General features: G+C 71.7%; 25 protein-coding genes and 1 pseudogene. 6 read left to right on the top strand and 20 right to left on the bottom strand.

The window, feature by feature from the left end; genetic code table 11:
• Positions 1-41: 41 nt before the first annotated feature.
• The 11 genes from mihF to LZP97_RS07125 form a co-directional block, all read right to left on the bottom strand.
• A complete protein-coding gene (mihF, locus tag LZP97_RS07175; RefSeq protein WP_003935409.1) occupies positions 42-362 on the bottom strand; it encodes an integration host factor, actinobacterial type in 321 nt (106 codons plus the stop codon).
• Positions 363-772: 410 nt separating this feature from the next.
• Positions 773-1,597 (bottom strand): orotidine-5'-phosphate decarboxylase, encoded by an 825-nt coding sequence (gene pyrF / locus LZP97_RS07170; RefSeq protein ID WP_010595126.1) that lies wholly within the window; start codon positions 1,595-1,597, stop codon positions 773-775.
• Positions 1,594-5,001 (bottom strand): carbamoyl-phosphate synthase large subunit, encoded by a 3,408-nt coding sequence (gene carB, locus LZP97_RS07165; protein WP_017682102.1) that lies wholly within the window; start codon positions 4,999-5,001, stop codon positions 1,594-1,596. Before carB ends, pyrF begins: the two co-directional genes overlap by 4 nt.
• Entirely contained in the window at positions 5,002-6,165 is a 1,164-nt protein-coding gene (gene carA / locus LZP97_RS07160) for a glutamine-hydrolyzing carbamoyl-phosphate synthase small subunit (protein ID WP_010595128.1), read from the bottom strand.
• 96 nt (positions 6,166-6,261) lie between these two features.
• Positions 6,262-6,768 (bottom strand): PH-like domain-containing protein, encoded by a 507-nt coding sequence (locus tag LZP97_RS07155; protein WP_017682104.1) that lies wholly within the window; start codon positions 6,766-6,768, stop codon positions 6,262-6,264.
• Positions 6,768-8,087 carry a dihydroorotase gene (locus LZP97_RS07150; protein WP_010595130.1) on the bottom strand — a complete coding sequence of 440 codons (1,320 nt, stop codon included), beginning with the start codon at positions 8,085-8,087 and terminating at the stop codon, positions 6,768-6,770. The genes LZP97_RS07155 and LZP97_RS07150 overlap by 1 nt, the downstream gene beginning before the upstream one ends.
• A gap of 65 nt (positions 8,088-8,152) precedes the next feature.
• Positions 8,153-9,097, bottom strand: a complete 945-nt coding sequence (locus LZP97_RS07145; protein ID WP_010595131.1) for an aspartate carbamoyltransferase catalytic subunit — start codon at positions 9,095-9,097, stop codon at positions 8,153-8,155.
• Positions 9,094-9,693 carry a bifunctional pyr operon transcriptional regulator/uracil phosphoribosyltransferase PyrR gene (pyrR, locus tag LZP97_RS07140; protein ID WP_010595132.1) on the bottom strand — a complete coding sequence of 200 codons (600 nt, stop codon included), beginning with the start codon at positions 9,691-9,693 and terminating at the stop codon, positions 9,094-9,096. Before pyrR ends, LZP97_RS07145 begins: the two co-directional genes overlap by 4 nt.
• 191 nt (positions 9,694-9,884) lie before the next feature.
• Positions 9,885-10,394 (bottom strand): transcription antitermination factor NusB, encoded by a 510-nt coding sequence (gene nusB / locus LZP97_RS07135; RefSeq protein ID WP_010595133.1) that lies wholly within the window; start codon positions 10,392-10,394, stop codon positions 9,885-9,887.
• Positions 10,395-10,958, bottom strand: a complete 564-nt coding sequence (gene efp, locus LZP97_RS07130; RefSeq protein ID WP_010595134.1) for an elongation factor P — start codon at positions 10,956-10,958, stop codon at positions 10,395-10,397. It lies immediately after the preceding gene.
• Between the two features lie 35 nt (positions 10,959-10,993).
• The gene (locus LZP97_RS07125; protein WP_010595135.1) at positions 10,994-12,088 is read right to left on the bottom strand and encodes a M24 family metallopeptidase; all 1,095 of its coding nucleotides are present in this window, start codon (positions 12,086-12,088) and stop codon (positions 10,994-10,996) included.
• Between the two features lie 101 nt (positions 12,089-12,189).
• Here LZP97_RS07125 and LZP97_RS07120 point away from each other — a divergent pair, with 101 nt between their 5' ends.
• Positions 12,190-12,762 carry a B-4DMT family transporter gene (locus LZP97_RS07120; protein WP_048773537.1) on the top strand — a complete coding sequence of 191 codons (573 nt, stop codon included), beginning with the start codon at positions 12,190-12,192 and terminating at the stop codon, positions 12,760-12,762.
• A 72-nt stretch (positions 12,763-12,834) separates the two neighbouring features.
• Positions 12,835-14,055, top strand: a complete 1,221-nt coding sequence (locus tag LZP97_RS07115) for a patatin-like phospholipase family protein (RefSeq protein ID WP_010595137.1) — start codon at positions 12,835-12,837, stop codon at positions 14,053-14,055.
• 21 nt (positions 14,056-14,076) lie between these two features.
• Here LZP97_RS07115 and LZP97_RS07110 read toward each other — a convergent pair whose 3' ends face one another.
• Complete coding sequence (locus LZP97_RS07110; protein WP_234574996.1) at positions 14,077-14,961, bottom strand: DUF2236 domain-containing protein; 885 nt, start codon at positions 14,959-14,961, stop codon at positions 14,077-14,079.
• A gap of 109 nt (positions 14,962-15,070) precedes the next feature.
• On the opposite strand from LZP97_RS07110, the gene LZP97_RS07105 reads away from it, so the two are divergent.
• From LZP97_RS07105 to LZP97_RS07095, 3 genes are all read left to right on the top strand, one after another.
• Positions 15,071-15,691 carry a TetR/AcrR family transcriptional regulator gene (locus LZP97_RS07105; protein WP_010595139.1) on the top strand — a complete coding sequence of 207 codons (621 nt, stop codon included), beginning with the start codon at positions 15,071-15,073 and terminating at the stop codon, positions 15,689-15,691.
• Positions 15,692-15,851: 160 nt separating this feature from the next.
• Positions 15,852-15,995 (top strand): hypothetical protein, encoded by a 144-nt coding sequence (locus LZP97_RS07100; RefSeq protein WP_017682110.1) that lies wholly within the window; start codon positions 15,852-15,854, stop codon positions 15,993-15,995.
• 130 nt (positions 15,996-16,125) lie between these two features.
• On the top strand, positions 16,126-16,683 hold the full coding sequence (locus tag LZP97_RS07095) for a hypothetical protein (protein ID WP_010595140.1): 558 nt from the start codon (positions 16,126-16,128) through the stop codon (positions 16,681-16,683).
• 117 nt (positions 16,684-16,800) lie between these two features.
• Here the strand turns inward: LZP97_RS07095 and thrS are convergent.
• The 5 genes and pseudogenes from thrS to LZP97_RS07070 form a co-directional block, all read right to left on the bottom strand.
• Positions 16,801-18,039: pseudogene (thrS, locus tag LZP97_RS07090) on the bottom strand (threonine--tRNA ligase); the annotation flags it as partial.
• 425 nt (positions 18,040-18,464) lie between these two features.
• Entirely contained in the window at positions 18,465-19,574 is a 1,110-nt protein-coding gene (gene aroB / locus LZP97_RS07085) for a 3-dehydroquinate synthase (protein WP_003935427.1), read from the bottom strand.
• Entirely contained in the window at positions 19,571-20,155 is a 585-nt protein-coding gene (locus LZP97_RS07080; protein ID WP_010595143.1) for a shikimate kinase, read from the bottom strand. The genes aroB and LZP97_RS07080 overlap by 4 nt, the downstream gene beginning before the upstream one ends.
• A gap of 4 nt (positions 20,156-20,159) precedes the next feature.
• A complete protein-coding gene (aroC, locus tag LZP97_RS07075; protein WP_048773543.1) occupies positions 20,160-21,347 on the bottom strand; it encodes a chorismate synthase in 1,188 nt (395 codons plus the stop codon).
• Positions 21,348-21,394: 47 nt separating this feature from the next.
• Entirely contained in the window at positions 21,395-22,000 is a 606-nt protein-coding gene (locus tag LZP97_RS07070; protein WP_048773545.1) for a prepilin peptidase, read from the bottom strand.
• Between the two features lie 163 nt (positions 22,001-22,163).
• On the opposite strand from LZP97_RS07070, the gene LZP97_RS07065 reads away from it, so the two are divergent.
• Positions 22,164-22,538, top strand: a complete 375-nt coding sequence (locus LZP97_RS07065) for a DUF1622 domain-containing protein (protein ID WP_003935431.1) — start codon at positions 22,164-22,166, stop codon at positions 22,536-22,538.
• On the opposite strand, the gene LZP97_RS07060 is transcribed toward LZP97_RS07065, so the two are convergent.
• The 3 genes from LZP97_RS07060 to LZP97_RS07050 are packed head-to-tail and all read right to left on the bottom strand — an operon-like array spanning position 22,531 to position 25,212.
• Positions 22,531-23,754: an RNA polymerase sigma factor gene (locus LZP97_RS07060; protein ID WP_048773546.1), complete on the bottom strand. Its 1,224-nt coding sequence runs from the start codon at positions 23,752-23,754 to the stop codon at positions 22,531-22,533. The genes LZP97_RS07065 and LZP97_RS07060 overlap by 8 nt on opposite strands.
• Before the next feature lie 7 nt (positions 23,755-23,761).
• Positions 23,762-24,115, bottom strand: a complete 354-nt coding sequence (locus LZP97_RS07055) for a YciI family protein (RefSeq protein WP_010595147.1) — start codon at positions 24,113-24,115, stop codon at positions 23,762-23,764.
• Between the two features lie 17 nt (positions 24,116-24,132).
• Positions 24,133-25,212 carry an AraC family transcriptional regulator gene (locus LZP97_RS07050; RefSeq protein ID WP_048773547.1) on the bottom strand — a complete coding sequence of 360 codons (1,080 nt, stop codon included), beginning with the start codon at positions 25,210-25,212 and terminating at the stop codon, positions 24,133-24,135.
• Positions 25,213-25,247: the final 35 nt, after the last annotated feature.

The raw sequence follows: 25,247 nt of genomic DNA, 5'->3' as shown, positions 1-25,247 counted from the left end.
CGCTGTCCGACACGGTGTGTGCGTCAGCTACCACCGGTCGCTCAGGCGTCGAAGTCGAACCTGGCGAGCAGCGCCTTGCGCTGACGGTCGCCCAGGCCGCGCAGGCGGCGCGTCGGGGCGATCTCGAGTTCGGTCATGATCTCCTGCGCCTTGACCTTGCCGACCTTCGGCAGGGCCTCGAGCAGGGCGGACACCTTCATCTTGCCGAGGATCTCGTCGTTCTCGGCATCGGCCAGGACCTGCTTGAGGTCGGTGCCGCCGCGCTTCAGGCGGTCCTTGAGCTCAGCCCGGGCGCGACGGGCAGCAGCCGCCTTCTCCAGAGCAGCGGCGCGCTGCTCGTCGGTCAGCTGGGGAAGGGCCACGGTTCCTCCGTCTCATCGTTGGCAATCAGTCTCATCCGCCGGTTAACCAGCGGCGATAGCGACCGTACTCACGCCGGACGACGATTGCGAACCCACCCCCCGGCGTTTCGGCTCGAAAACACGTGCGGTAGTGCGCCCGCAGCGTGGCCCGCGGGCAGGTCCGGCCCGGGGACGTAGGCACCGCCCCTCACCTCGGCGAACCCGGCATCGCCGCAGGTAGCGGCGTTGTGGATGGCAGTTCGGCCCGGCGCGGGTGCCGGTCTGCGGGCCGGCGCCGGCGCCGGCGCGTCCACGCCGGAAACGGCCCGGAAAAATTTCCGCGCACGAGCGTGTCGGGGGGCTCCCACCTGCACCGGAACGGACATCCGGCCCGGAGCCGGGAGCCGGATCCGGGCCGGATGTCCGGGCCGTCAGGCCCGCAGGAAGGCGAACGCGTCCACGGTGCGGGACACGGCGTCGCGCAGCGCCGCGGGCGTCGGGCCCGCCCGCAGCACCTCGCGGGAGACGTTGGGCACGACGGCGTCGAGGCGGTCGCCCGCCAGCCGGCGCACGTCCTCCGCGGTGCCGCCCTGGGCGCCCACCCCGGGCATCAGGATCGGGCCGTGCAGCGCGCTCAGGTCCGGTGCCCGGGTGAGGGTCGCGCCCACGACGACGCCGACGGAGCCGAGCGTGTCGGCGCCGGCGTTGCGGGCCGCGGCCTCGTCGACCATCACCTGCGCGACGCTGCGCCCGTCGGCGGTGCGCGCCTGCTGCACCTGGGCGCCCTCGGGGTTGGAGGTGGCGGCGAGGACGAACACCCCGCGCCCGTCGACGGCGAGGCGCAGCGCGGGCTCGAGCGCGCCGAACCCCAGGTACGGCGAGACGGTGACCGCGTCGGAGCCCAGCGGGGACGCATCGGTCAGCCACGTGCGGGCGTACGCGTCCATCGTCGAGCCGATGTCGCCGCGCTTGGCGTCCGCAAGGACGAGGGTGCCGGCGCCGCGCAGGGCCGTCACGGTGCGCTCGAGCACCGCGATGCCCGCGGCACCGAACGCCTCGAAGAACGCGACCTGCGGCTTGACGAGGGCCACCCGCCCGGCGAACGCGTCGACACACGTCCCGGCGAACCGCTCGAGGCCCGCGACGTCGACCGGCAGCCCCCACGCCGCGAGCAGTTCCGGGTGCGGGTCGATGCCCACACACAGCGGCCCGCGCTCGGCGAGGGCCGCGTGCAGACGCTGCCCGAACGTCGTCACGACGCCGTGTCCGCGAGTCCGTCGCGCAGCCCTCCGACGCCGCCGGACGCCCCGGCGTCCTCGCGGAGGCTGCCCTGGTCCTCCCGGAGCCCGGCGTGCATCTCCTGCAGGGAACGGACCCCGATGTCGCCACGGATGGCGGCCTCGATGCCCTGCACGGCCGCGGAGGCACCCTGCACGGTCGTGATGCACGGGATGTTCGCGGCGACGGCCGCGGTGCGGATCTCGTAGCCGTCGATGCGCGGCCCGGAGTTGCCCCACGGGGTGTTGATCACCATGTCGACCTCACCGGCGCGGATCTTCTCGACGATGGTGTGGGCCCCCTCGGGCCGTTCCTCCTCCGACACCTTGTACACGTGCTCGCACGGGATGCCGTTGCGGCGCAGCACCTCCGCGGTGCCGATGGTGGCGAGCACCCGGAAGCCGAGGTCGGCGAGCCGCTTGACGGGGAAGATCAGCGACCGCTTGTCCTTGTTGGCGACCGAGACGAACACAGAGCCGGAGGTGGGCAGCGAACCGTAGGCGGCGGTCTGGCTCTTGGCGAACGCGGTGCCGAAGTCGTCGTCGATGCCCATGACCTCGCCGGTGGACTTCATCTCCGGGCTGAGCAGCGAGTCGATGCCGGTGCCGTCGGCGCGGCGGAACCGGTTGAACGGCAGCACCGCCTCCTTCACCGCGACCGGGGCGTCGACCGGGGCGTGCCCGCCGTCGCCGTGGGCGGGCAGGATGCCCTCGGCGCGCAGGTCGGCGATGCTCTCGCCCATCATGACCCGCGCGCAGGCCTTGGCGAGCTGCACGGCGGTGGCCTTCGAGACGAACGGCACGGTGCGGGAGGCACGCGGGTTGGCCTCGAGCACGTAGAGGACGTCGTCCTTGAGGGCGTACTGCACGTTGAGCAGGCCCTTGACGCCGATGCCGTGCGCGAGGGCCTCGGTGGAGCGGCGCACGTTCTCGAGGTCGGACCGCCCGAGGGTGATCGGCGGCAGCGCGCACGACGAGTCGCCGGAGTGGATGCCGGCCTCCTCGATGTGCTCCATGATGCCGCCGATGTAGACGTCGGTGCCGTCGCACAGGGCGTCGACGTCGATCTCGACCGCGTCGTCGAGGAAGCGGTCGACCAGCACGGGCCGGTCCTCGGAGATCTCGGTGGCGCGGGAGATGTAGCTCTCGAGCGCGTTCTCGTCGTAGACGATCTCCATGCCGCGCCCGCCGAGGACGTAGGACGGACGGACCAGCACCGGATAGCCGATGCCGGCGGCGATGTCGCGGGCGCCCTCGAAGGTGGTGGCGGTGCCGAACTTCGGGGCCGGCAGGCCCGCCTCGGTGAGCACCCGGCCGAACTCGCCGCGGTCCTCGGCCAGGTCGATGGCCTCGGGGCTGGTGCCCACGATCGGCACCCCGGCGGCCTTCAACCGTCGCGCGAGCCCGAGCGGGGTCTGGCCGCCGAGCTGGACGATGACCCCGGCGACGGTGCCGGACTGCGACTCGGCCCGGTACACCTCGAAGACGTCCTCGAAGGTGAGCGGCTCGAAGTAGAGACGGTCGGCGGTGTCGTAGTCGGTCGAGACCGTCTCGGGGTTGCAGTTGACCATGACGGTCTCGTAGCCGGCCTGCGACAGGGTCAGGGCGGCGTGCACGCACGAGTAGTCGAACTCGATGCCCTGACCGATGCGGTTGGGGCCCGAGCCGAGGATGAGCACCTTCGGCCGCTCGCGCTGCTCGGCGACCTCGGTCTCGGCGTCCGGGTCGAGTTCGTACGTCGAGTAGTGGTACGGGGTCTTGGCCTCGAACTCGGCGGCGCAGGTGTCGACGGTCTTGTACACCGGATGCACGCCGAGCTGCTCGCGCAGGGCCCGCACCGCGTCCTCGTCGCCGAGTTCGGGGCGCAGCGCCGCGATCTGCCGGTCGGAGAAGCCGTGGTGCTTGGAAAAGCGCAGTTCCCGCTCCCCGAACGTCTCGGCGGCGCGCACCGTCTCCCCCAGCTCGACGATCTGCTGGATCTGATCGAGGAACCACGGGTCGATCTTGGTGGCGTCGAACAGCTGCTCGACGGTGGCGCCGAGCTCGAAGGCCTTGGCGATGCCGTAGAAGCGGCCGTCGTGCGGGACCTCGAGCTCGCCGAGGAGGGTGCCGAGATCGGCCGCCTCGACCTCGGGGCCGGTCCAGAACCCGGAACGCTTGGTTTCGAGGGACCGCAGGACCTTGCCGAAGGCCTCGGTGAAGTTGCGGCCGATCGACATGGCCTCGCCGACCGACTTCATGGTGGTGGTGAGGGTGCCGTCGGCGCCGGGGAACTTCTCGAACGCGAAGCGCGGAGCCTTGACGACGACGTAGTCGAGCGTCGGCTCGAAGCAGGCCGGCGTCTCCTTGGTGATGTCGTTGACGATCTCGTCGAGGGTGTAGCCGATGGCGAGCTTGGCGGCCATCTTCGCGATCGGGTAGCCGGTGGCCTTCGAGGCCAGCGCGGACGACCGCGACACCCGCGGGTTCATCTCGATCACCACGAGACGACCGTCGCGCGGGTCCATCGCGAACTGGATGTTGCAGCCGCCGGTGTCGACGCCGACCTCGCGCAGGATCGCGATCGACAGGTCGCGCATCTTCTGGTATTCGCGGTCGGTCAGGGTCATGGCGGGGGCGACGGTGACCGAGTCGCCGGTGTGCACGCCCACCGGGTCGACGTTCTCGATGGAGCAGACGATCACGACGTTGTCGCGGCCGTCGCGCATGAGCTCGAGCTCGTACTCCTTCCAGCCGAGGATGGACTCCTCGATGAGCACGTTCGCGGTGGGCGACGCGGCGAGGCCGCCGCCGGCGATGCGCTCGAGGTCGGCCTCGTCGTAGGCCATGCCGGAGCCGAGGCCGCCCATGGTGAACGACGGGCGCACCACGACGGGGTAGCCGAGCTCGGCAACGGTGTCGCGCACCTCGTCCATCGTGTAGCAGACCCGCGAGCGCGCGGACTCGCCGCCGCACTTGGCGACGATGTCCTTGAACTTCTGCCGGTCCTCGCCGCGCTGGATGGCATCGAAGTCGGCGCCGATCAGCTCGACGTCGTACTTGGCGAGGATGCCCTGCTCGTGCAGGGCGACGGCGGTGTTGAGCGCGGTCTGCCCGCCGAGGGTGGCGAGCACCGCGTCGATCGGGGTGCCCTTGGCCTGCTCGGCGGCGATGACCTTCTCGACGAACTCGGCGGTGATGGGCTCGACGTAGGTGGAGTCGGCGAACTCCGGGTCGGTCATGATCGTGGCCGGGTTGGAATTGACGAGGGAGACCCGCAGGCCTTCCTCGCGCAGCACGCGGCACGCCTGGGTGCCGGAGTAGTCGAACTCGCAGGCCTGGCCGATGACGATCGGGCCGGAGCCGATGACGAGGATGTGGGAGAGGTCGGTACGGCGTGGCATCTAGTTCTTCTCTCCCTCGAGCATGCTGGTGAACCGGTCGAACAGGTAGGAGGCGTCGTGCGGGCCGGCCGCCGCCTCGGGGTGGTACTGCACGGAGAAGGCGGACCCGTCGAGCAGGCGCACGCCCTCGACGGCGCCGTCGTTGGCGCAGGTGTGGCTGATCACGGCCCGGCCGAACGGGGTGTCGAACTCCTGGCCCGCCTCGCCCTCGAGCGCGAAGCCGTGGTTCTGGGCGGTGATCGCGATCCGCCCGGTCTCGTGTTCGATGACCGGGATGTTGATGCCGCGGTGCCCGAACTTCATCTTGTAGGTGCCCAGACCGAGGGCGCGGCCGAGGATCTGGTTGCCGAAGCAGATGCCGAACAGCGGCAGTCCCTGCCCGAGCACTTCCTTGGTCAGGTGCACCGCGCCGTCCGCGGTGGCCGGGTCCCCGGGACCGTTCGAGAGGAAGACACCGTCGGCCTTCAGGTCCAGGATGTCGTGCAGCGTCGCGGTGGAGGGCAGCACGTGCACGCGCATGCCGCGCTCGGCGAACATCCGCGGGGTGTTGGTCTTGATGCCGAGGTCGATCGCGGCGACGGTGAAGCGGGCCTCGCCGTCGGGCTCGACGACGTAGCCGCTGGTGGTGGTGACCTCGCCGGCGAGGTCGGCGCCGAGCATCGACGGCTGGCTCCGGACCCGGTCGAGCAGCTCGGCGTCGTCGGCGAGGGCGTCGCCGGAGAAGACACCCGCCCGCATCGAGCCGCGGGTGCGCAGATGCCGCACCAGGGCGCGGGTGTCGATCCCGGCGATGCCGACGATGTTCTGCCGCTCGAGTTCGTCCTGCAGGGAGCCGGCCGCGCGCCAGCTCGAGGTGCGGCGCGACGGGTCGCGCACGACGTACCCGGCGACCCAGATCTTCGCGCCGGCGGGGTCACCGGTGGGGCCGACGGACTCGTTGTCCTCGGCGTTCCACCCGGTGTTGCCGATCTGCGGGGCCGTGGACACCACGATCTGCCGGTGGTAGCTGGGGTCGGTGAGGGTCTCCTGGTAGCCGGTCATGCCGGTGCTGAACACCGCCTCGCCGAGGGTCTGGCCCACCGCACCGAAGACGGTGCCGCGGAACGTGCGACCGTCCTCGAGCACCAGTATCGCGGTGTCCGTGTCGAAGTTGTTGCCGCTCATGCGTTCTCTCCGTTCTGCTCGACCTCACCGGAGCTCGCCGCATCAGCCGAAATCTCGCGTGCCGTCGTCGCTGTACCAGCCGTCCAGGCTGTCGTCCTAGCTGTCACTGTCCCGGTGATTCTCGTTCGTCTCCTGCACCCACTGGGGGTAGATGGTCTTGTCGTCGCCGCGGAATCCGGTGTCGATCTCGGTGCCGGACGGCAGCTGCCAGCGGATCACCAGCACCCCGTCCTTGGTCATCACCTTTCCCGCGAGGCCACGTTCGGTGCGCACCGCTCGGATCGAGTCCTGCGGGATCCAGATCGGCGAGGCGCCGTCCCGTTCGAGCAGCACCCCGGCGCGGTAGCGGCTGATCTCGCCGGCCGCGCGGTGGCCCAGGTCGCCGACGGCGATCCGGTCCTGCCAGCTCGGCGCGAGGGTACTGCCCACGTACAGGCCGGTGCTCGGGGCCACCAGCTGCTCCCCCAGCTCGGCCGGCACCGGCGGGAGGGCACCGACGGCCTCGGCCTGGCGGCGGCCGCGGCCGCGCCAGCCCTTCCACATCAGCAGGACCAGCACCACCCACAGGGCGACGAAGCCGAGCGTGAGCCACAGGCGGTCCATCACCGCACCCCGCTTCCGGTGCCGGGCCGGACCGCTCCGTCGAGTGCGGTGATGCGGCCGCGCAGCACGGTCGCAACGACCTTGCCGGGCAGCGTCATCGCCTCGTACGGCGTGTTGTGCGCCACCGAGGCCAGCTCCGGTCCGCGCACCGTCCATTCGGCGTCGGGGTCGACGAGCACCACGTTGGCGGGCTCGCCCACCTCGAGCGGGCGCCCCTGGTCGTCGAGGCCGACGATCTCGGCGGGCCGTTCGCTCATCACCTTCGCGACGCCGCGCCAGTCCAGCAGCCCGGGACGGACCATCGTCTCGACGACGATCGACAGGGCCGTCTCGAGCCCCAGCATGCCGGGCCGGGCCTGCGAGAACTCGCAACACTTGTCCTGCTCGGCGTGCGGGGCGTGGTCGGTGGCGATGCAGTCGAGCACGCCCTCGGCCAGTCCGCGGCGCAGCGCCTCGACGTCGGAACGCTCGCGCAGCGGCGGGTTGACCCGGTTGATGCCGTCGTAGGTCTCGAGCCGCGAATCGTCGAGCATCAGATGATGCGGGGTCACCTCGGCGGTAATCGGGATCCCTTGTGCCTTGGCCCATTTCACCAGTTCGACGGTGCCGGCGGTGGAGGCGTGGCAGATGTGCACGCGGGCCCCGGCGTCCCGGGCGAGCAGGGCGTCGCGCGCGACGATCGACTCCTCGGCCGCGCGCGGCCAGCCGGCCAGCCCGAGACGCGCCGCGGTGGGCCCCTCGTGCGCGACGGCCCCGGCGGTCAGCCGCGGCTCCTCCGCGTGCTGGGCGATGAGCACCCCGAGCGAACTCGAGTACTCCAGCGCCCGCCGCATGATCAGCGGATCGTGGACGCAGTGCCCGTCGTCGGAGAACATCCGGACGCGGCCGACGCCGGCGGCCATGGTGCCCATCTCGGCGAGCTGCGTGCCGGCGAGCCCGACGGTGACGGCACCCACGGGGTGCACATCGACGAGGCCGACCTCCTGCCCCCGTCGCCACACGTGGTCGGTGACGACGACGGAGTCCGCGACGGGGTCGGTGTTGGCCATCGCGAACACCGCGGTGTAGCCGCCGAGCGCCGCGGCCGCGGATCCGGTGTCGATGGTCTCGGTGTCCTCGCGGCCGGGCTCACGCAGATGCGTGTGCAGGTCGACGAAGCCGGGCAGCAGGATCCGTCCGGCGCCGTCGATCACCTCGGCGTCGGGGCTCGCCTCGAGGTCGGGGCCGAGGGCGAGGATCTGTTCGTCGCCGAGCAGCACGTCGGTCGGCGCACCCTCCCCGTAGACGAGCACGTTGCGGATGAGCACCTGCGGCGACACCGAATCTTCTCCTGTCCCACTGTTCTTCGTCTTCTGCGCGGACGTCCGGTCCGCATACGCGTCGGTCATGCGATTGCGCTCTCCGTGCCGACGAGCAGCCGGAACAGCACGGCCATGCGCACGTGCACGCCGTTGCTCACCTGCTGCAGCACCGCGGTCTGCGGGGCGTCGGCGACCGCGGAGGCGATCTCCATGCCGCGCAGCATCGGGCCGGGGTGCAGCACCACGGCGTGCTCGGCGAGCATCGCCAGTCGCTTCTCCGACAACCCGTAGCCGATCGAGTACTCGCGCGCCGACGGGAAGAACCCGCCGTTCATGCGTTCGGCCTGCACCCGCAGCATGAGCACCGCGTCGAGGCCGGGCAGTTCGGCGTCGAGGGAATGGGAGACGGTGACGGGCCAGGTCTCGACGCCCACCGGCAGCAACGTGCGCGGCGCGACGAGCACCACCTCGGCCCCGAGCGTGGACAGCAGCAGGGCGTTGGAGCGCGCGACCCGGCTGTGCAGGATGTCGCCCACGATCGCGATGCGCCGGCCGGCGATCGATCCGAGCCGCTGCCGGAGGGTGAGCGCGTCGAGCAGGGCCTGCGTGGGGTGCTCGTGGGTGCCGTCGCCGGCGTTGATCACCGCCGGTCCCCCGCCGTCGCCGTCGCCGGTCCATTCGGCGATCCGGTGCGCGGCGCCCGACGCGGGGTGCCGCACGATCAGGGCGTCGGCGCCGGCGGCGTGCAGGGTCAGCGCGGTGTCGCGCAGCGATTCGCCCTTGGCGACCGACGAACTCGACGCGCTGACGTTGATGACGTCGGCGCTCATCCACTTGCCGGCGACCTCGAACGAGACCCGGGTGCGGGTGGAGTTCTCGAAGAACACCGTCATCACGGTGCGGCCGCGCAGGGTCGGCAGCTTGCGCACCTCACGGCCGAGCAGCGCCTGCTCGAACCGTTCGGCCTCGTCGAGAAGCTCGGTCGCGGACTGCTCGGTCAGGTCCGCGATGGAGAGCAGGTGCTTCACGAAATCTTGCCTCCGGAGATCACCACGGCGTCGCGGTCGTCCTGCTCGGTGAGCAGGACCCGCACGTCCTCGGCGCGGGCGGTGGGGACATTCTTGCCGACGTAGTCGGCGCGCAGCGGCAGTTCGCGGTGCCCGCGGTCGACCAGGACGGCGAGCTGCACCGCGCGGGGCCGGCCCAGGTCGCGCAGGGCGTCGAGGGCGGCGCGCACCGAGCGACCCGAGAACAGGACGTCGTCGACGAGGACGACGAGGGCGTCCTCGACGCCGCCCTCGGGCACCGATGTGCGCTCGAGCGGCCGGTGCGGCTTGGTGCGCAGGTCGTCGCGGTAGAGGGTGATGTCCAGGGAGCCGACGGGCACGCGCACCCCGGAGAACTCGGCGATGCGTTCGGCGAGCCGGTGCGCGAGGGTGGTGCCGCGGGTGGGAATGCCGACGAGGACGACGCGGGGGGCTTCACCCGCGGGGGCGTCGAGCGCGGTCTTCTCGATGATCTGGTGCGCGATGCGGGCGACGGTGCGACCGACGTCGGCTGCGGAGAGCAATTCGCGGGCCGGACCGGGCGGGGATGCCGGTGACCCGTCTTCGGACATGGCCATACTGCGACCTCCTTCTCCGCCTCGCTGGACGGATCGTTAAAGGATGCCTGACGGTGCTCCAGCCTAGCAGCGGCCGGTGCCCGCCAGACACGGATGCGGGGTGAGGCCCGACACAGGCCGGGGTCCCCGAAGCGGCGAGCGGGCCCGGCCGGCGACCTCCGTCGCCGGCCGGGCCCGCTCCCGCTGCGTTGTCAGGGCCGCTCGGAGTCCCGCTGCCCGGCCGGGTCGGCGGCGCGCGACGAGGTGGCCGCCGCGGCGGCACGCACCTGGTCGGCGAGCGCCACGATCTGACCGAGGATGCCGTTGACGAAGGCCGGCGAATCGTCGGTGGACAGCTGCTTGGCCAGCTCGACCGCCTCGTCGACGGCCACCACCGGCGGCACGTCGGGGGCGTGGAACAGCTCCCACACCGAGATGCGCAGGATCGCCCGGTCCACGGCGGGCAGCCGCTCGAGCGTCCAGTCGTGCAGGTGCTCGGCGATCACCTGGTCGAGCTCGTCGAGTCGCTCCGCCACGCCGCGCACGACGGTCTGCGTGTACGGCGGGATCTGCGCGACCTGGTCGTCGGTGACGGCGAGCGCGATCCGGTCGGCGGCGAGACCGACCGGATCGATGTCGCGGGCCTCGGCCTCGAACAGCAGATCCACGGCGCGCTTACGCGCCTTGTGCCGGGCTCCGAGTTTCTTCTGCGTACCGGACACTCAGGAATTCACTCGCCCGAGGTAGCTGCCGTCACGGGAATCGACCTTGAGCTTGTCACCGGTGTTGATGAACAGGGGCACCTGGATCTCGGCGCCGGTCTCGAGGGTCGCGGGCTTGGTGCCGCCGGTCGAGCGGTCGCCCTGCAGGCCGGGATCGGTGTGGGTGACCTCGAGTTCGACGGTGACGGGCAGTTCGACGAACAGCGGGGTGCCCTCGTGGGTGGCCACCTGCACCTGCATGTTCTCGAGGAGGAATCGGGCGCCGCCGCCCAGGGTCTCCTCGCTGATCGAGATCTGGTCGTAGGTCTCGCCGTCCATGAAGACGTAGTCGGTGCCGTCGTGGTACAGGTACGTCATGTCGCGACGGTCGACGGTGGCCGTCTCGACCTTCACGCCGGCGTTCCAGGTCTTGTCGACGGTCTTGCCGGAGAGCACGTTCTTGATCTTCGTGCGGACGAACGCCGGCCCCTTGCCGGGCTTGACGTGCTGGAACTCGATGATCTGCCACAGCTGACCGTCGATCTTCAGCACGAGCCCGTTCTTGAAATCGCTGGTATCGGCCACTTGGTTTCGCGTCTCCTAGAGTCGAGGTACCGCCCTTATACGACGGTCAATGTCTTGTCGGTGAGTGTGAGCAGCTCCGGTCCCTGCTCACGCACCACGAGCGTGTCCTCGATCCGCACGCCTCCGCGCCCGGAGAAGTACACGCCCGGTTCGACGGTCACCGCCGCACCGCAGGCAAGTGTACCGGTCGCGGCCTGGCCGATTCCGGGTGCTTCGTGGATCTCCAGACCGACGCCGTGGCCGAGTCCGTGCAGGAACAGCTCACCGTGGCCGGCGGCGGCGATCACGTCGCGGGACGCGGCGTCCACGGCGGCCAGGTCGACGCCCGGCACGAGCGCCGCCCGCCCGGCCGCCTGGGCGCGCGCGACCAGGTCGTACACGTCACGCTGCCAGTCGGCGGCCCGGCCGAGGACGTAGGTGCGGGTCATGTCGGAGTGGTATCCGCCGACCTGTGCACCGAAATCGAGCTTGACGAAGTCGCCGGCGGCGAGCACGGCGTCGGTGGGCCGGTGGTGCGGCACGGCCGAGTTCGCCCCGGTCGCGACGATCGTCTCGAAGGAGATGCCGTCGGCGCCGTGGTCGAGCATGCGGGCCTCGAGATCGCGGCCGACCTGCCGTTCGGTGCGGCCCGGGCGCAGGCCGCCGGCGGCGACGAGATCGGCCAGTGCCCGGTCGGCCACGGCGCACGCCGCCGCGAGCAGCCCGACCTCGTGTTCGTCCTTGACCATGCGCAACTGCTCGACCAGCCCGGGCGCGGGGGTGAGGGTGAGCGGGCTGTCCAGCCCCGCCCAGCGCACGTGCGCGTCGACGGTGACGACATGGCTCTCGAAGCCCCACCGGGCCGGCGTCGCCGCGGAACGGACCAGGTGATCGGCGCTGGCGCGGGCGATCTCGGCCCGCAGATCGGGCACCTGCGCGGCGACCTGGGTGAGGTAGCGGCCGTCGGTGCACACGACGGTGCGGGACTCGTCGAGGTCGTCGTCGGTGGTGACGAGCAGCGCGGCGTTCGAGCCGGTGAATCCGGTGAGGTAGCGGATGTTGAGCAGGTCGGTCACCAGGAGCGCATCGAGGTCGCGGTCGGCGAGCAACCGGCGCAGCGCGGCGCGGCGGGCGGAGTGATCGGCGGACATGGGGTCAACGTACTCCCGCGCCGACAGCCGGGACGGCCGTCGACGGTCACGAATGTGGGGCGGGACACATCCGCGCCGATCCAGACGTTACTCTGAGGTACATGAAACCCTGGTTGCTTCGCGGGCTCGGCCTGACCCTCGTGCACGTGCTGGTACGGGTCCTGCTGGGGGTCGCCCTGGTGCAATGGCCGCTGCAAGGCTCGATGCTGCGGATGGTCGCGTTGGCCGTCGTCGTGCTCGCCGCGATCGTGTGGGCCGGGCTCGACGGGATCCGCGATCAGCGGGCGCACCCGCAGTCGGAGGACGGGGCGGACCTGACGATGCTGTGGCTGAAGGCCGCGGCGGTCACCGGTCTCGCCGCCGGCCTGCTGACGTGGCTGATCGACACGGTCGGTCCGATCCAGGTCGGGGTCAAGTCGCTGTTCTTCGAACTGACCTCGGGTGCGGCGTTCACCGTGCTGCTGGTGTTCGTTCCCGCGACGGCCGCGGTGATGCTCGGGCGGCTGCTGGTGCGTCGAGATCAGCGCAAGTCTGCGGCGACGGGGACGGCGACGGGGAAGCCGGACGACGGGCCGGCACCGGTCACGGCGTCCGCTGCCCCGGATCAGGGGTGGCGTGACGACGACGCGCCCACCGAGGTGTTCGAGCGGATCGACCCGGACCGCCGCCCCTGACACCTACCCGGGTCCGCACCGTTGGCGGAGAATCGGGTCCGCGGCCCGGAGCGGGCAGGTACCGTTCGGCCCATGGCCGGACGCGGGACGAGCGGCACCCACGGACGCCGGCGGACGGCGCTGGTCGTCGCGGGCGCGGGTGCGCGCGGCGCGTATCAAGCCGGCGCGATCACGACCCTGCTCCCCCGGATGACGCGGCACCACGGAGCGCCCCGGATCCTCGTCGGGACCAGCGCCGGCGCCATCAACGTGGTCGGGCTCGCCGCGTTCGCCGACGAGGGACTGCCGACGGCCGCCGAACGGCTCGTGGACCTGTGGACCGGGGTGGTCTCGTCCGACGTGTACTCGTCGGTGCACAGCGTGCTCGGCACCGGCGCGGCGTTCCTGGGTCAGGCGATCGGTTTTCCCCGCACGCGTCTCGTCAGCCTGCTCGACACGACCCCGATCCGGGGGACCCTGCAGCGCCTGGTGCCGTGGGACCGGCTGCACGAGAACATCCGGGCCGGGCTGGTGGACGCGGTCGCGGTCGCGACGACGTCCGTGGCCACCGGCGGGACGGTGGTGTTCGTGGAGAAGAACGCCTCGGTGCCCCTCCCCGAGTACGACATCCGCCGCAACATCAGCTACGTCGAGACGACCCTGACCGTCGACCACCTGCTGGCGTCCTCCGCGGTGCCGATCCTGTTCCGGCCCATCCACGTCACCGATCGGTGCGCCCCGCAGCGCTCCGGCTGGTACATCGACGGCGGTCTGCTGCTCAACACCCCGATCAAGCCCGCGCTCGTGCTCGGCGCGAACGACGTCGGCGTCGTGGCGACGCAGCCGCGGATGTGGCCCCCGCCGGTGTCCGCGCGCACCGGCAGGCGCCGACCGGCACCTCCCGACGTGGCCGGCGTCGCGGCCCTGGCGCTGCGGGCGATGCTCGGCTACCGGATGATCGAGGACCTGCACACGCTCGAGTTCCGCAATGCCCGCATCGCCCAGACCCGAGCCGTGTCCCCCACCGACCGTCCCATCGGGATCGACTTCGCCGGCCCGCCGCCCGGCCAGGCCGGGCGGATCGCCGAGATCGCGGAAGGGGTGGTCCGTCGCCGCCCCGCCGTGCGCCGGTTCCTGCGCAACCCCGCGCCGTCCGTCGTCGCACGATTGATCGGTGGCGACGACGAGGATCGCGGCGACCTGCTCAGCTTCCTGCTGTTCGATCCCGAATTCACGTGCGCGATCGCCGAACTGGGTCGCGAACACGGCGCCGAACCGAGCACCGCACAGCCTGCCGCCGAGCTCCGGGCCTGATCCCCGCGCCGATCCGGGCGGTCAGGGCCGTCGCGCCGGGGTCGGGCGCCGATATCCCACCGCATCCCGGTCACGGGGCCCGTACCGCGCCGTCCCGAAGGTCTCCACGAAACTGCGGTCGCGCCGTACCGGCCGCAGCCCGGTGGCGGCGAAGTAGGTGCGCACCGCGGATCGCGCGACGTAGGCCAGAGCGGGCCGCGGCTCGGGCAGGCTCTGCACGGCCCGTAGGCGGTCGTCGCAGAACGTCGACAGCACCTCCGGCGCGAGCGGTCGCAGCGGACCCGGAAACCAGCGGTCCGCGAAGTCGTCGACGAGTCGCCGGGTCACGGCGAGCCCGTCGTCGGTGCGCGCGTATTCCGCGGCCTCGAAGTCGGCGGTCCACCGCGCGAGCTCGTCGCGGGAGCCGGGGATGTCCGTGATGCGCTGGGCGGCCGCCACGCCGCGCCAGAAATGCCACTGCGCTTGAAGTTCCGTCCCGGAGAACGGCCGGGACCCGACGAGCGCGGCGATACGCTGCGGTTCGAGCACGAGCGTGGCGAGCGTGTAGAGCGAGTCCTCGTTGCGGATCGGGAAGTGCCCGTGGATCTCGTTGAGCCGCTCGATCCATGCGAGCCCCTCGGACGTGTCGTAGCCGAGTTCGAGGAACTTGCCGAAGAACACCATCGTGTCGTCGTTGCGCTTCGCCGTGCGGACGACGATGTCGCCGCGTCCGCGGCGGTGCAGGATCTTCGCGATGCCGGGCACGGCCACCTGCCGGATGAACGACACCGTGAACAACGCGTTGACGAGCATCGCGTTCCCGTGCAGGACCTCGAGCGAGAGTCGAGCGACGGCGCGATCGTCGCGGAGCGGATCGAGACGCTCGATTTCCCGTCGGACCTGCCGTCCGATCGTCACATTCCTCATTCGTCCTCCGTCGCTCTCCCGGCCCCCGTAGTGGACAACATATGTTGTCCACTACGGGCGGTCAACGGCCGTTCCCGGTCCGACCGATCGGTCCGGCAGGATGGGATCCATGCGCACCCCCCCGAGCCGCAGCTGGCACGGCGTCAGCGCCGACGACCGGCGCGCGCAGCGCCGTACCCGGATCCTGGCGGCGGGTACCGAACTGCTCGGCACCGGCGGAGGCCGCGCGGTCACGGTCCGCGCCGTGTGCCGGGCCGCCGGGGTCAGCGAGCGGTACTTCTACGAGAGTTTTCCCTCGCGCGACGAACTGGTCGCCGCAGTCTTCGCAACGACGGCGGAGGGCCTCATGCGTCACATGCAGGCCGTCGTGGCCTCCGCCCCGGCGGAGGTCGCCGCGCGGGCCCGCGCCTTCGTCTCCGGAGCGATCGACTTCTTCGCCGCCGACCCCCGCCGCGGCCGGGTGCTGGTCCGCGAGGCGATGACCGAGCCGGCGTTGTCGCAGCAGGGCCTGCACGCAGCACCCGCCCTGCTCGGCGCCCTGCTCGTCGGCGTCGCTGCGCCGGAACCGGACGCCGAGTCCCGGCTGATCAGCGGCGCCGTCCTGGGCCTGGGCATCGGGGCGCTGATCGTCGCGTGGATCGACGGGCAGGTCGACGTCGAGCGAGAGGCGCTCGTCGAGCACTGCACCCTGCTCGTCCGACGCGCCGTCACCCCCTCGGAGTCCGGGTAGGTTCCCCGGAACCGGACTCGCCGGGCGGAACGGACCGATTCGGACGGAAGCAGTGTCACGGGACGTGCCGGTGGTGTAAATGTGAACTGTCGGGGTCGAGAACCGGGAACCGGCAGGGGCACGCCGGTCACCCGACCGCACGCACCGAGGGGGGATTGCGATGGCCGAATTCGAGCGATGGCCGACCGATCTGCTCGCCGAATTCGTAGCCGACCTCGAACTGGGACGCACCCTGACACTTCCGGCCGCCGTCGAAATCGCCGCGCGCGAGGAACTGGCCCACCGGAGCATCGACGCCGGATGAGTCCGATCCGCGGCACCGGCCGCGGCGGCCCCGCGCACCGGGACATCGGGCACAGGAGCCGCCGCTCCCCCGTCATGCGATCGCCGAAAACCAATCCCTCTGGCGCCCAGCACATTTAAGGTAGGGAAGCATGGGAGAGCGCGCCCCGATACGTCCCGACCGGAAGACGGTCCCGAACGGCTCGGACGAGGGCGGAGCCTTCGCGTCGCGGACCGGCGGCGAGCCGCAGCTGGGGCGACTGCTCGGGGCGATACTGCCGCTGACGCACCCCGGAGGGCTGTGGTCCACGACGCGGGGGCTCGTGAAAGGAACGTGCAGCGCCGCGGCGGCGGTGGGCGGACGGGTGCTCGGTCTCCGCCACCCGGGCGCCCGGCAGGCGGCCGACCCCGTCCTGCCGGCGAACTGGTGGCCCGACGACCTCGATCTCGAGGCGGCGGCCCGGAAGTGCCCGGGGGTGGATCTGTATGCGGTGACCGTCGACTTCGTCGAGCGCCACCACGGGTTCGCCCTGTCGATGCTGGGCGGGATCCCGTCCTGGACCGCCGCCTGGTACTCCCGGGTCGGCGTGGCCTATCTGCAGGCCCACCGGATCGCCCGCCCGGACCGGGACGAACGGGCCCGCCGCGGGGCACCTCCGTCGGCGCGGGCGACCCGTCCCGGCCTGCAGGTCGTGCACGGCGCCGAGTAGCCCGGCCGGGGCCGGCCGCGCCGGCGACCGACGCGCGGGTGACCGGTCCGCGCGCGCGTCGCCGTCCCGGCCCGGCCCGATCGATCATGGTCCGGCTCGACGACGGCGAGAGCACCCTCACGGCAGTGCGGACGGGCCCAGGACCCGGCCCCGGACGTCGGCCAGCACCCGGCGCACGAACTGCTCGTGCCCGATGCGCGCCCGCTGACCGCACTGCGGCACCAGGACGCTGACGGTGCCGTCCGCGAGTTCCTCGTCGCCGACGATCGCGAGGTAGGGATCGCGGTGCAGGCGCGCAGCGCGGATCCGGCTGCCCAGCGATCCACCGGAGAGCACCTCGGCGCGAATCCCCTCGTCCAGCAGCCTGTCCCGCAACGCGCCGGCCTCGTCGCGGTGTGGGTCACGGACCGGCAGGACCGCCACTTGGCGGGGCGAGAGCCACGGCGGCATTCGCCCTTCGAAGCGTTCGACGAGCATCGCGGTCAGCCGCTCCATCGATCCGAGCACACCCCGGTGGATCATCACGGGCCGGTGCCTGTGCCCGTCCTCGCCGGTGTATTCGAGGCCGAAACGCTCGGGTTGAGTGAAGTCGAACTGGACGGTGGACACGGTCTCCTCGCGCCCGTGCGCCCCGGCGACCTGGACGTCGATCTTCGGACCGTAGAACGCGGCCTCCCCCTCGGCTTCGAAGAAGTCCAGCCCACACCGTTCGAGCGCACCGCGCAGCTGACCCTGAGCATGCGCCCACTGCTCGCCGGAGCCGAGATAGCTGCCCCCGGCACCGCGGAGGGAGAGGCGGTAGCGCCGGGCGTCGAGCCCGAGAACCCGATAGCAGCGCTCGATCGCACTCAACGCGAGTTCCACCTCCGCACCGGCCTGTTCGGGCGCGCAGAACACATGCGCGTCGTCGAGACCGATCTGCCGGACCCGGCTCAGGCCGCCGAGCACGCCCGACAGTTCGCTGCGGAACATCGATCCCAGCTCCGACAGGCGGATCGGCAGGTCGCGGTAGCTGCGGGCCCGCGAGGCGAAGATCTGGGCGTGATGGGGACAGTTGGCGGGCCGCAGGACGAAACTCTCGCCGCCGACCCGCATCTCGGGGAACATGTCGTCGGCGAACTTGGACCAGTGGCCCGACCGGACGAACAGCTCCTTCTTGGCGAGCACCGGGGTGTAGACGCGGCGACAGCCGGACTCGGCCGCCACCTCGGCGGCGAAGGCCTCGAGCTCGGCACGGATCACCGCACCGTCCGGCAACCACAGCGGAAGACCCGCACCCACAATCGGCGCGCCGGCGAACATGTCGAGTTCGCGACCGAGCACTCGGTGATCTGCACCGTTCATTTCCTGTTCCTCGACTCTCGTCTCGGCGAGAGGGAGCGACGTGCCCGAACACGACGAAAGCCCCGGGACGTCGACTCCCGGGGCTCGCTTGGTGGGTCAGCAGTGAGCGACGCGGCGCCGGAAGGCATCCGGCGTCGTCGTGACCTGCTGAGCGTTCATCATGACCGGAATCGTACGGCCGGTTTCGCCCAGAAATCAACGGCGAAGAGCGATCGCATCCCGGAGCTCCTGCGCGCCCGGGTTTTTCATCGTCTTTTCGGTAGGCGGCCGTTCAGCTCGGGCGGGGACCAGGAATTCGGAGAATTCCCGCGTTCCGTCCAGGGCGAATTATCCGCGCGGTGGTGAACCGGGAAGATCCCCGACGAGGACGCGGGCCGTCGCACCCCGAGGGTGCGACGGCCCGTCGACGACGGTCGGCAGCTCAGCCGGTCAGCAGCTCACAGGAGCACGGTGCCTGCGTCCGCGGTGCCCTCCCGCGCAACCGCCGAGTACGCCGCGGCGAGCAGCGACGGATCCGGTCCCTCGAGGCGCCCGGGCTTGGCGAGGCCGTCGAGGACGACGAACCGCAGCATCCCCGCGCGGTTCTTCTTGTCGGTCTGCATGCCCTCGAGCAGCTGGGGGAACGCGTCGGCATCGTAGGTGGTGGGCAGCCCGACGAGCTCGAGGATGCTGCGGTGCCGGTCGGCGGTGGCGTCGTCGAGGCGCCCCGCGAGGCGGCCCAGCTCGGCGGCGAAAACGAGACCGACGGCGACGGCGGCGCCGTGCCGCCACCGGTAGCGTTCGCGCCGTTCGATGGCGTGACCGAGGGTGTGCCCGTAGTTGAGGATCTCGCGCAGGCTCGACTCCTTGAGGTCCGCGGCCACGACCTTCGCCTTGACCTCGACCGAGCGCCGGATCAGTTCGGGCAGTACGCTTCCCGTCGGGTCGAGCGCGGCCTCCGGGTCCGCCTCGATCAGTTCGAGGATCTTCGGATCGGCGATGAAGCCGGTCTTGATCACCTCGGCGAGACCGGCGACGATCTCGTTGCGCGGCACCGTCTCGAGCGTCGCGAGGTCGACGAGCACCGCGGACGGTTCGTGGAAGGCACCGACGAGGTTCTTGCCGGCCTCGGTGTTGATGCCGGTCTTGCCGCCGACCGCGGCGTCGACCATGGCGAGCAGCGTGGTGGGGACGTGCACGATCCGCACGCCGCGCATCCACGTGGCGGCGACGAACCCGGCCAGGTCGGTGGCCGCTCCCCCGCCGAGGCTGACGATCGCGTCGGATCGGGTCAGCCCGATGCGGCCGAGCACCTCCCAGCAGAAGCCCGCCACGGCGAGGTCCTTGCCGTCCTCGGCGTCGGGGATCTCGACGCGGTGAGCGTCGATGCCCTTCTCTGCCAGCGCGGCGCGCACCGCCTCGGCGGTCTCCGCGAGCGGCGGCTGGTGCAGGATCGCCACGGTGCGGGTGCCGGTGAGTTCGTCGACGAGCTCACCGAGCAGGCCCCGGCCGATGATCACCGGGTAGGGCTGGGCCGTCTGGACGTCGACGCGTACCGGTTCGGTCACGATTGATTGCTCCGATTCTCTGTACTGGTCGTGCTGGGCGCGGACGGGTGGGCGCCGGTGGCCGCCAGATCCGACTGGGCCTCCAGCTTGGCGAGGACCTGCTGCACCACGCGGCCCGGACTGCGCCCGTCGGTGCGCACGCGGATGGTGGCCGCCTGCCGGTAGAGCGGGCGGCGCCGGCGCATCAGCTCCCGGTACTTCGCCGCGGGGTCCGCCCCGGCGAGCAGCGGTCTTGTGGTGTTGGTCCCGGTGCGGCGCAGGCCCTCGGCGACGCTGATCTCGAGGTAGATCACCGTTCGGTCCTGGAGCAGGGCGCGGGTGCGCTCGGACAGGATCGCGCCGCCGCCGAGCGAGACGATGCCGTCGTGCCGGGCGAGCGCGTCGGCCACCACCTCCTCCTCGATCCGCCGGAACGCCGGTTCGCCGTCGGTGCCGAAGATGTCCGGGATCGTGCGGCCGGTGGTGCGCTCGATCTCGGCGTCGGTGTCGAGCAACGGCAGATCGAGCGCCTGGGCGAGCCGCCGGCCGATGGTCGACTTGCCGGCCCCGGGCGGCCCGATCAGGACTGCGCGTGGGGTCATGGCGTCACCGTGGTACCCGGGCCGCGACGACCTCGAGGTAGTTGCGGACGTTGGTGCGGGTCTCGTCGATCGAGTCGCCCCCGAACTTCTCGAGCGCGGCCTGCGCCACGACGAGCGCCACCATCGCTTCGGCCACGACACCGGCCGCGGGCACGGCGCACACGTCGGAGCGCTGGTGGATCGCCACGGCCTCCTCGCCGGAGGCCATGTCGACGGTGGCGAGGGCGCGCGGCACCGTCGAGATCGGCTTCATCGCCGCCCGTACCCGCAGCGCCTCGCCGTTGGTCATGCCACCCTCGAGGCCGCCGGCCCGGTTGGTCGAGCGGAGCACGCCGTCCGGGCCGGGCCGGATCTCGTCGTGGGCGACGCTGCCGCGCCGGCGGGCGGTCTCGAAGCCGTCGCCGACCTCGACACCCTTGATCGCCTGAATGCCCATGAGGGCCGCGGCGAGCCGGGCGTCGAGCCGGTCCGCCCCGCTGATGAACGAGCCGAGACCCACGGGCAGGCCGTGCACCACGACCTCGACGACACCGCCCAGGGTGTCACCGTCGCGCTTGGCGGCCTCGATTTCGGCGATCATCGATTCCTCGGCCGCCTTGTCGAAGGCCCGCACGGGGCTGGCGTCGATGGCGGCGAGATCGGCCCCGGTCGGCTCCGCCCCCACGTAGGGGTCGGACGCTCCGATGGAGATCACATGCGAGACGACCTCCGCGCCGAACACCTGCCGCAGGAAGTTGCGGGCCACGGTGCCGGCGGCAACCCGGGCCGCGGTCTCCCGGGCGCTGGCGCGCTCGAGGACGGGACGAGCGTCGTCGAAGCCGTACTTGAGCATCCCCGAGTAGTCGGCGTGGCCGGGTCGCGGGCGGGTGAGCGGTGCGTTGCGGGCCTGTCCGACGAGCAGTTCGGCGTCCACCGGGTCGGCGGACATGATGGTCTCCCACTTGGGCCACTCGGTGTTGCCGATCTCGATGGCCACCGGGCCGCCGAGGGTGTGGCCGTGCCGGACGCCGCCGAGAATGGTGACCTTGTCGGCCTCGAACTTCATGCGCGCGCCGCGGCCGTAGCCGAGGCGCCGCCGCGCGAGCTGCTCCGAGATGTCGCTCGACGTCACCTCGACACCGGCGACCATCCCCTCGAGCATCGCGACGAGGGCGGGACCATGGGACTCTCCAGCAGTTATCCAGCGCAGCACAGGACCATCCTTCCACGTTCGTCGCCACCGGCGGGACGCCGCCCCGGTCAAGCCGCCGCGAGGACCCCGGCGACGGCTGCCGCGCACATCGACGGCCCGTGCGGCAGCACCACACCGCGCGGGCGACGGTGTGCCCGTACCCAACCCACGGCGGCGACGACGACGCCCACCGCGGCGGTGAGCAGCGGCGGCAGCAGGGCCGCCGTCGTCCACGCTCCCGCGCCGGCGGCGCCCGCGGCTGCCCCCAGCCCGGCCGCGAGCTTCACGTCGCCCGCGCCGAGACTGCGCGGGGCGGCCAGGTGGGCAAGCAGGTACGGTCCCGCCAGCAGGCACGCGCCGACGAACGCCGGGACTGCCTGCCCCGCTGCCGCGGCGACCGTGAGGACGACGCCGGTGCCCGGCACGGTCAGCACGTTCGGCAGCCGCCGCGCCGACAGGTCGGCTGCGCTCAGGCACAGGCACCACCAGGTCAGCGCCGCGACGGTAACCGCCCCCGGCATCGTCGAGGTCCCGAGCACGGCCACGGCACCGCCGCCCGCGCCGGCCACCTCGCACATCCCTCGTAGTGGGAGACGCCGGACGAGGCGGGCGACGAGCCGCCGCATGCCGGCTCCGGCCACGGCACCGAGAACGGCGAACACCACAACGGTCATGGCGTCAGCGTGCCGTCCGGGTGGCACCCGAACGGCGCTCTCGCCGCCCACGGCCGGAATCTGTGGACGAACGGGCCGGGTGTGGACAACCTGGTTGCCGGGACGGATCGAGCCGGACCTGCGACCATGACCGAATCGTCCCGTCCGCATCCCGGAGGTTCGCATGGAGCTGGCCCGCGTTCTCGAGACCGTCGGCGGCGCCGTCGACGTGGTCGGGGTGGCGGTGATCGTCGTCGGGGCGGCGGTGGCGAGCTGGATCGCCCTACGGTCCTGGCGCCGCTCGCCGGGTGCGCCGATCTACGAGCGCTACCGGCGCGATCTGGGACGGTCCATCCTGCTCGGCCTCGAATTCCTGGTGGCCGCGGACATCATCAAGACGGTCGCCGTGACCCCCACCTTCACGTCGGTGGGGGTCCTGGCGATCATCGTCCTGATCCGGACCTTCCTCAGCTGGTCGCTGCAGCTCGAGATCTCCGGCCGGTGGCCGTGGCAGAACGGCAGGAGCGGACCGCAGAGCGAGAAGGCACCGGTCAGCTGAGTTCGGCGCGGCGACGTTGCAGGAAGCCGCGCTCGGCGGCGTTGGTGGCCCGGGCGAGCGCGGCGTCGTATGCCGCGGCGGCCTCCGGGAGACGACCAAGCCGGCGGAGCAGGTCGGCCCGCACCGCGTGCCACAGGTGGTACCGGTCCAGGTCGAGGACGTCGACCAGGTCCAGACCCGCGGCGGGGCCGTCCACCTCGGCCACCGCGACGGCCCGGTGCAGGGCGGCGACGGGGGTGGGTGCGACGACGAGCAACTGATCGTAGAGTGCGACCACCTGCCGCCAGTCGGTCGTCTCGATCGTGGCGGCGTCGCTGTGGACGGCGGCGATCGCGGCCTGGATCTGGTACGGGCCGGGCCGGCGCAGTTGCAGGCAGCGGCGGACGAGGGACTGTCCCTCGGTGATCAGGTCTCGGTCCCAGAGCGTGCGGTCCTGCGCGGCGAGCGGGATCAGGTCGCCGTCGGCGTTCGTGCGGGCCGGTCGTCGCGCGACGGTGAGCAGCAGCAGCGCGAGCAGGCCCAGCACCTCGGGCTCGTCGGGCAGCAGTTCGGCCAGCAGGCGGGCGAGCCGGACCGCCTCCACGCACAGGTCGTCGCGGACCAGGCGGTCCCCACCGGCCGCGGTGTGCCCCTCGGTGAAGACGAGATAGACGACGGCGAGGACGGAGGCGAGGCGGGCGGGCAGTTCCGCGGGGCCCGGAACGCGGTACGGGATCCGGGCGTCGCGGATCTTGCCCTTGGCGCGCACCAGCCGCTGCGCCATGGTCTTCTCCGGAACGAGGAAGGCGTGGGCGATGTCGGCGGTGCTCAGGCCGCCGAGCAGCCGGAGCGTGAGAGCGACGCGGGCGGCGGGCGCCAGCGCGGGATGGCAACACGTGAAGATCAGGCGCAGCCGGTCGTCGGGCACGGCATTCTCCTCGTCGACGGCGCTGGTCCCGACCTCCTGCAGGCGGGCGGCCTCGGCGTGTTTGCCTGCGCGGGCGTTCTCCCGGCGGATGCGGTCGATCGCGCGGCGCCGGGCGGTGGTGACGATCCAGCCGGCCGGGCTCGGCGGCAGTCCGTCGGCGGGCCACCGGGCGACGGCGACGGCGAACGCGTCCTGCACGGACTCCTCGGCAAGGTCGATGTCCCCGAATGCGCGGACGAGCACGGCGACCGCGCGGCCGTGCTCGCTGCGGAACACGCGCGCGATCTCCGCGGCCGTCACCGCGGCCACGGCCGACTCACCCGCAGTGCCCGCCCTGCAGCGGCCGCACCTCGATCGGCAGTGTGATCGCGCGGGCGAGTTTGCGGCCCCATTCGAGGGCGGCGTCGAGGTCGGGCGCCTCGACGACGGTGAACCCACCGATGTGTTCCTTGCCCTCGAGGTACGGGCCGTCGGTGGTGAGGATTCCGTCGCCGTCGAGCCGGAGCACGGTGGCCGTGCTCGGCGGGTGCAGTCCACCGGCGAACACCCAGGCGCCGGCGGCGCGCATCTCGGCGTCGACGGCCTCGACGTCGCGCATGATCGGTTCGAGGATCGCCGCCGGTGGCGGGTCGCCGTCCGGCTGGTAGATGCTCAGCAGGTACTGGGTCATGGCACTCCTCCTCACGATCACCGGACCGGCGCCGGTGATCCACCCTCTACACGATCGGCGGGCCGCCGAATCGACATCGCACTCGCCGGCTCGGGGCGTCCCCCCTCTTCCGCGCGCCATCGGCTCGGACTGCACCCGAACCGGTTCCGGAACCAGCGGGAGAAATTGCTGGGCGCGGAGAACGACAGCAGGTCGGAAACCTCGGTGAGCGAGTGTCGTCCGCTGCCGACCATGCGCGTCGCCAGGTCCGCGCGGGTGGCGTCGAGGACGGACGAGAACGTCTCCCCCTCGTCCGCGAGCCGGCGGTGCACGGTGCGGCGGTCGATGCCGAGACTGCGGGCCACCTGGTCGACCGAGCACCGGCCGGTGGGAAGGAGCAACTCGATCAGCTCCCGCACCCGGTCCACCGTGGTCGTCTCGCGTGGACTTCCGACCGAGTCGAGGAACTGCTGCGCGTACGACCGCAGCAGCGGATCCGACATGGCATTGGACGCGTCCAGATCCGCTGTGTAGAGGACGATTCCGTCGAAGTCCCGGCCGAAGTCGACGGCGGTGCCGAACACGCGGTGGTGAGTGTCGAGGCGCCGGGGTGCGGGACGGGCGAACGAGACGGACAGCGGACGCCATTGCGGACCGAGGAAGCCCTGCAGCAGACGATGCATCACTGCTACCGCGAGATCGACGGATTGGTGGAACTCCCCCGGCCGGCCGACGTCCAGGGTGATGCGGATGGTGGCGACACCGTCCTGTTCGGTCAGGCGGGTGTGCAGGGCCTCGTTGTACATGTGCTCGTAGCGCACGAGGATCCGCAGCGCGCTGCGGACGTCCGGCTCCTCTCGGACCACCAGGCTCAACGGGCCCAGATTGGAAAATCGCCGTCGCTCGGCCAGCTCGAGACCGAAGTCGTCGCGATCGGCTGCCGCGGCGGAACGTTCGAGCAGGTCCGCGATCGCCTCGGCCGGCACCCACCGGTCCTGCAGGCTCAAGCCGGCCGGGTCGAGACCGGACGCGCGGAGCAGCGTCGCCGGATCGATCTTCGACGAGTGTGCCACCTCGACATAGCTGTTCAGTGCGGCGTAGCGCGCCAGTGGTTTCACTGCCCTCCCTGTCCCGAAATGAATGACAATCCGTC

Origin of the sequence: Rhodococcus sp. DMF-1 (assembly GCF_021441945.1) — a bacterium.
Lineage (GTDB): Bacteria > Actinomycetota > Actinomycetes > Mycobacteriales > Mycobacteriaceae > Rhodococcus > Rhodococcus ruber.
Note: the sequence above shows the minus strand (reverse complement) of the source record. Positions and strands in the feature narration are given on the sequence as shown.

What these genes read in the sequence shown, in the direction of transcription:
- carB (WP_017682102.1), bottom strand. Translation starts at nt 5,001, where the DNA reads ATGCCACGCCGTACCGACCTCTCCCACATCCTCGTCATCGGCTCCGGC.
- LZP97_RS07055 (WP_010595147.1), bottom strand. Translation starts at nt 24,115, where the DNA reads ATGACCCAGTACCTGCTGAGCATCTACCAGCCGGACGGCGACCCGCCA.
- LZP97_RS07125 (WP_010595135.1), bottom strand. Translation starts at nt 12,088, where the DNA reads ATGTCCGCCGATCACTCCGCCCGCCGCGCCGCGCTGCGCCGGTTGCTC.
- LZP97_RS07100 (WP_017682110.1), top strand. Translation starts at nt 15,852, where the DNA reads ATGGCCGAATTCGAGCGATGGCCGACCGATCTGCTCGCCGAATTCGTA.
- LZP97_RS07120 (WP_048773537.1), top strand. Translation starts at nt 12,190, where the DNA reads ATGAAACCCTGGTTGCTTCGCGGGCTCGGCCTGACCCTCGTGCACGTG.
- LZP97_RS07155 (WP_017682104.1), bottom strand. Translation starts at nt 6,768, where the DNA reads ATGGACCGCCTGTGGCTCACGCTCGGCTTCGTCGCCCTGTGGGTGGTG.
- carA (WP_010595128.1), bottom strand. Translation starts at nt 6,165, where the DNA reads ATGAGCGGCAACAACTTCGACACGGACACCGCGATACTGGTGCTCGAG.
- pyrR (WP_010595132.1), bottom strand. Translation starts at nt 9,693, where the DNA reads ATGGCCATGTCCGAAGACGGGTCACCGGCATCCCCGCCCGGTCCGGCC.
- LZP97_RS07115 (WP_010595137.1), top strand. Translation starts at nt 12,835, where the DNA reads ATGGCCGGACGCGGGACGAGCGGCACCCACGGACGCCGGCGGACGGCG.
- LZP97_RS07095 (WP_010595140.1), top strand. Translation starts at nt 16,126, where the DNA reads ATGGGAGAGCGCGCCCCGATACGTCCCGACCGGAAGACGGTCCCGAAC.
- LZP97_RS07070 (WP_048773545.1), bottom strand. Translation starts at nt 22,000, where the DNA reads ATGACCGTTGTGGTGTTCGCCGTTCTCGGTGCCGTGGCCGGAGCCGGC.
- LZP97_RS07065 (WP_003935431.1), top strand. Translation starts at nt 22,164, where the DNA reads ATGGAGCTGGCCCGCGTTCTCGAGACCGTCGGCGGCGCCGTCGACGTG.
- LZP97_RS07105 (WP_010595139.1), top strand. Translation starts at nt 15,071, where the DNA reads ATGCGCACCCCCCCGAGCCGCAGCTGGCACGGCGTCAGCGCCGACGAC.
- LZP97_RS07110 (WP_234574996.1), bottom strand. Translation starts at nt 14,961, where the DNA reads ATGAGGAATGTGACGATCGGACGGCAGGTCCGACGGGAAATCGAGCGT.
- LZP97_RS07080 (WP_010595143.1), bottom strand. Translation starts at nt 20,155, where the DNA reads ATGACCCCACGCGCAGTCCTGATCGGGCCGCCCGGGGCCGGCAAGTCG.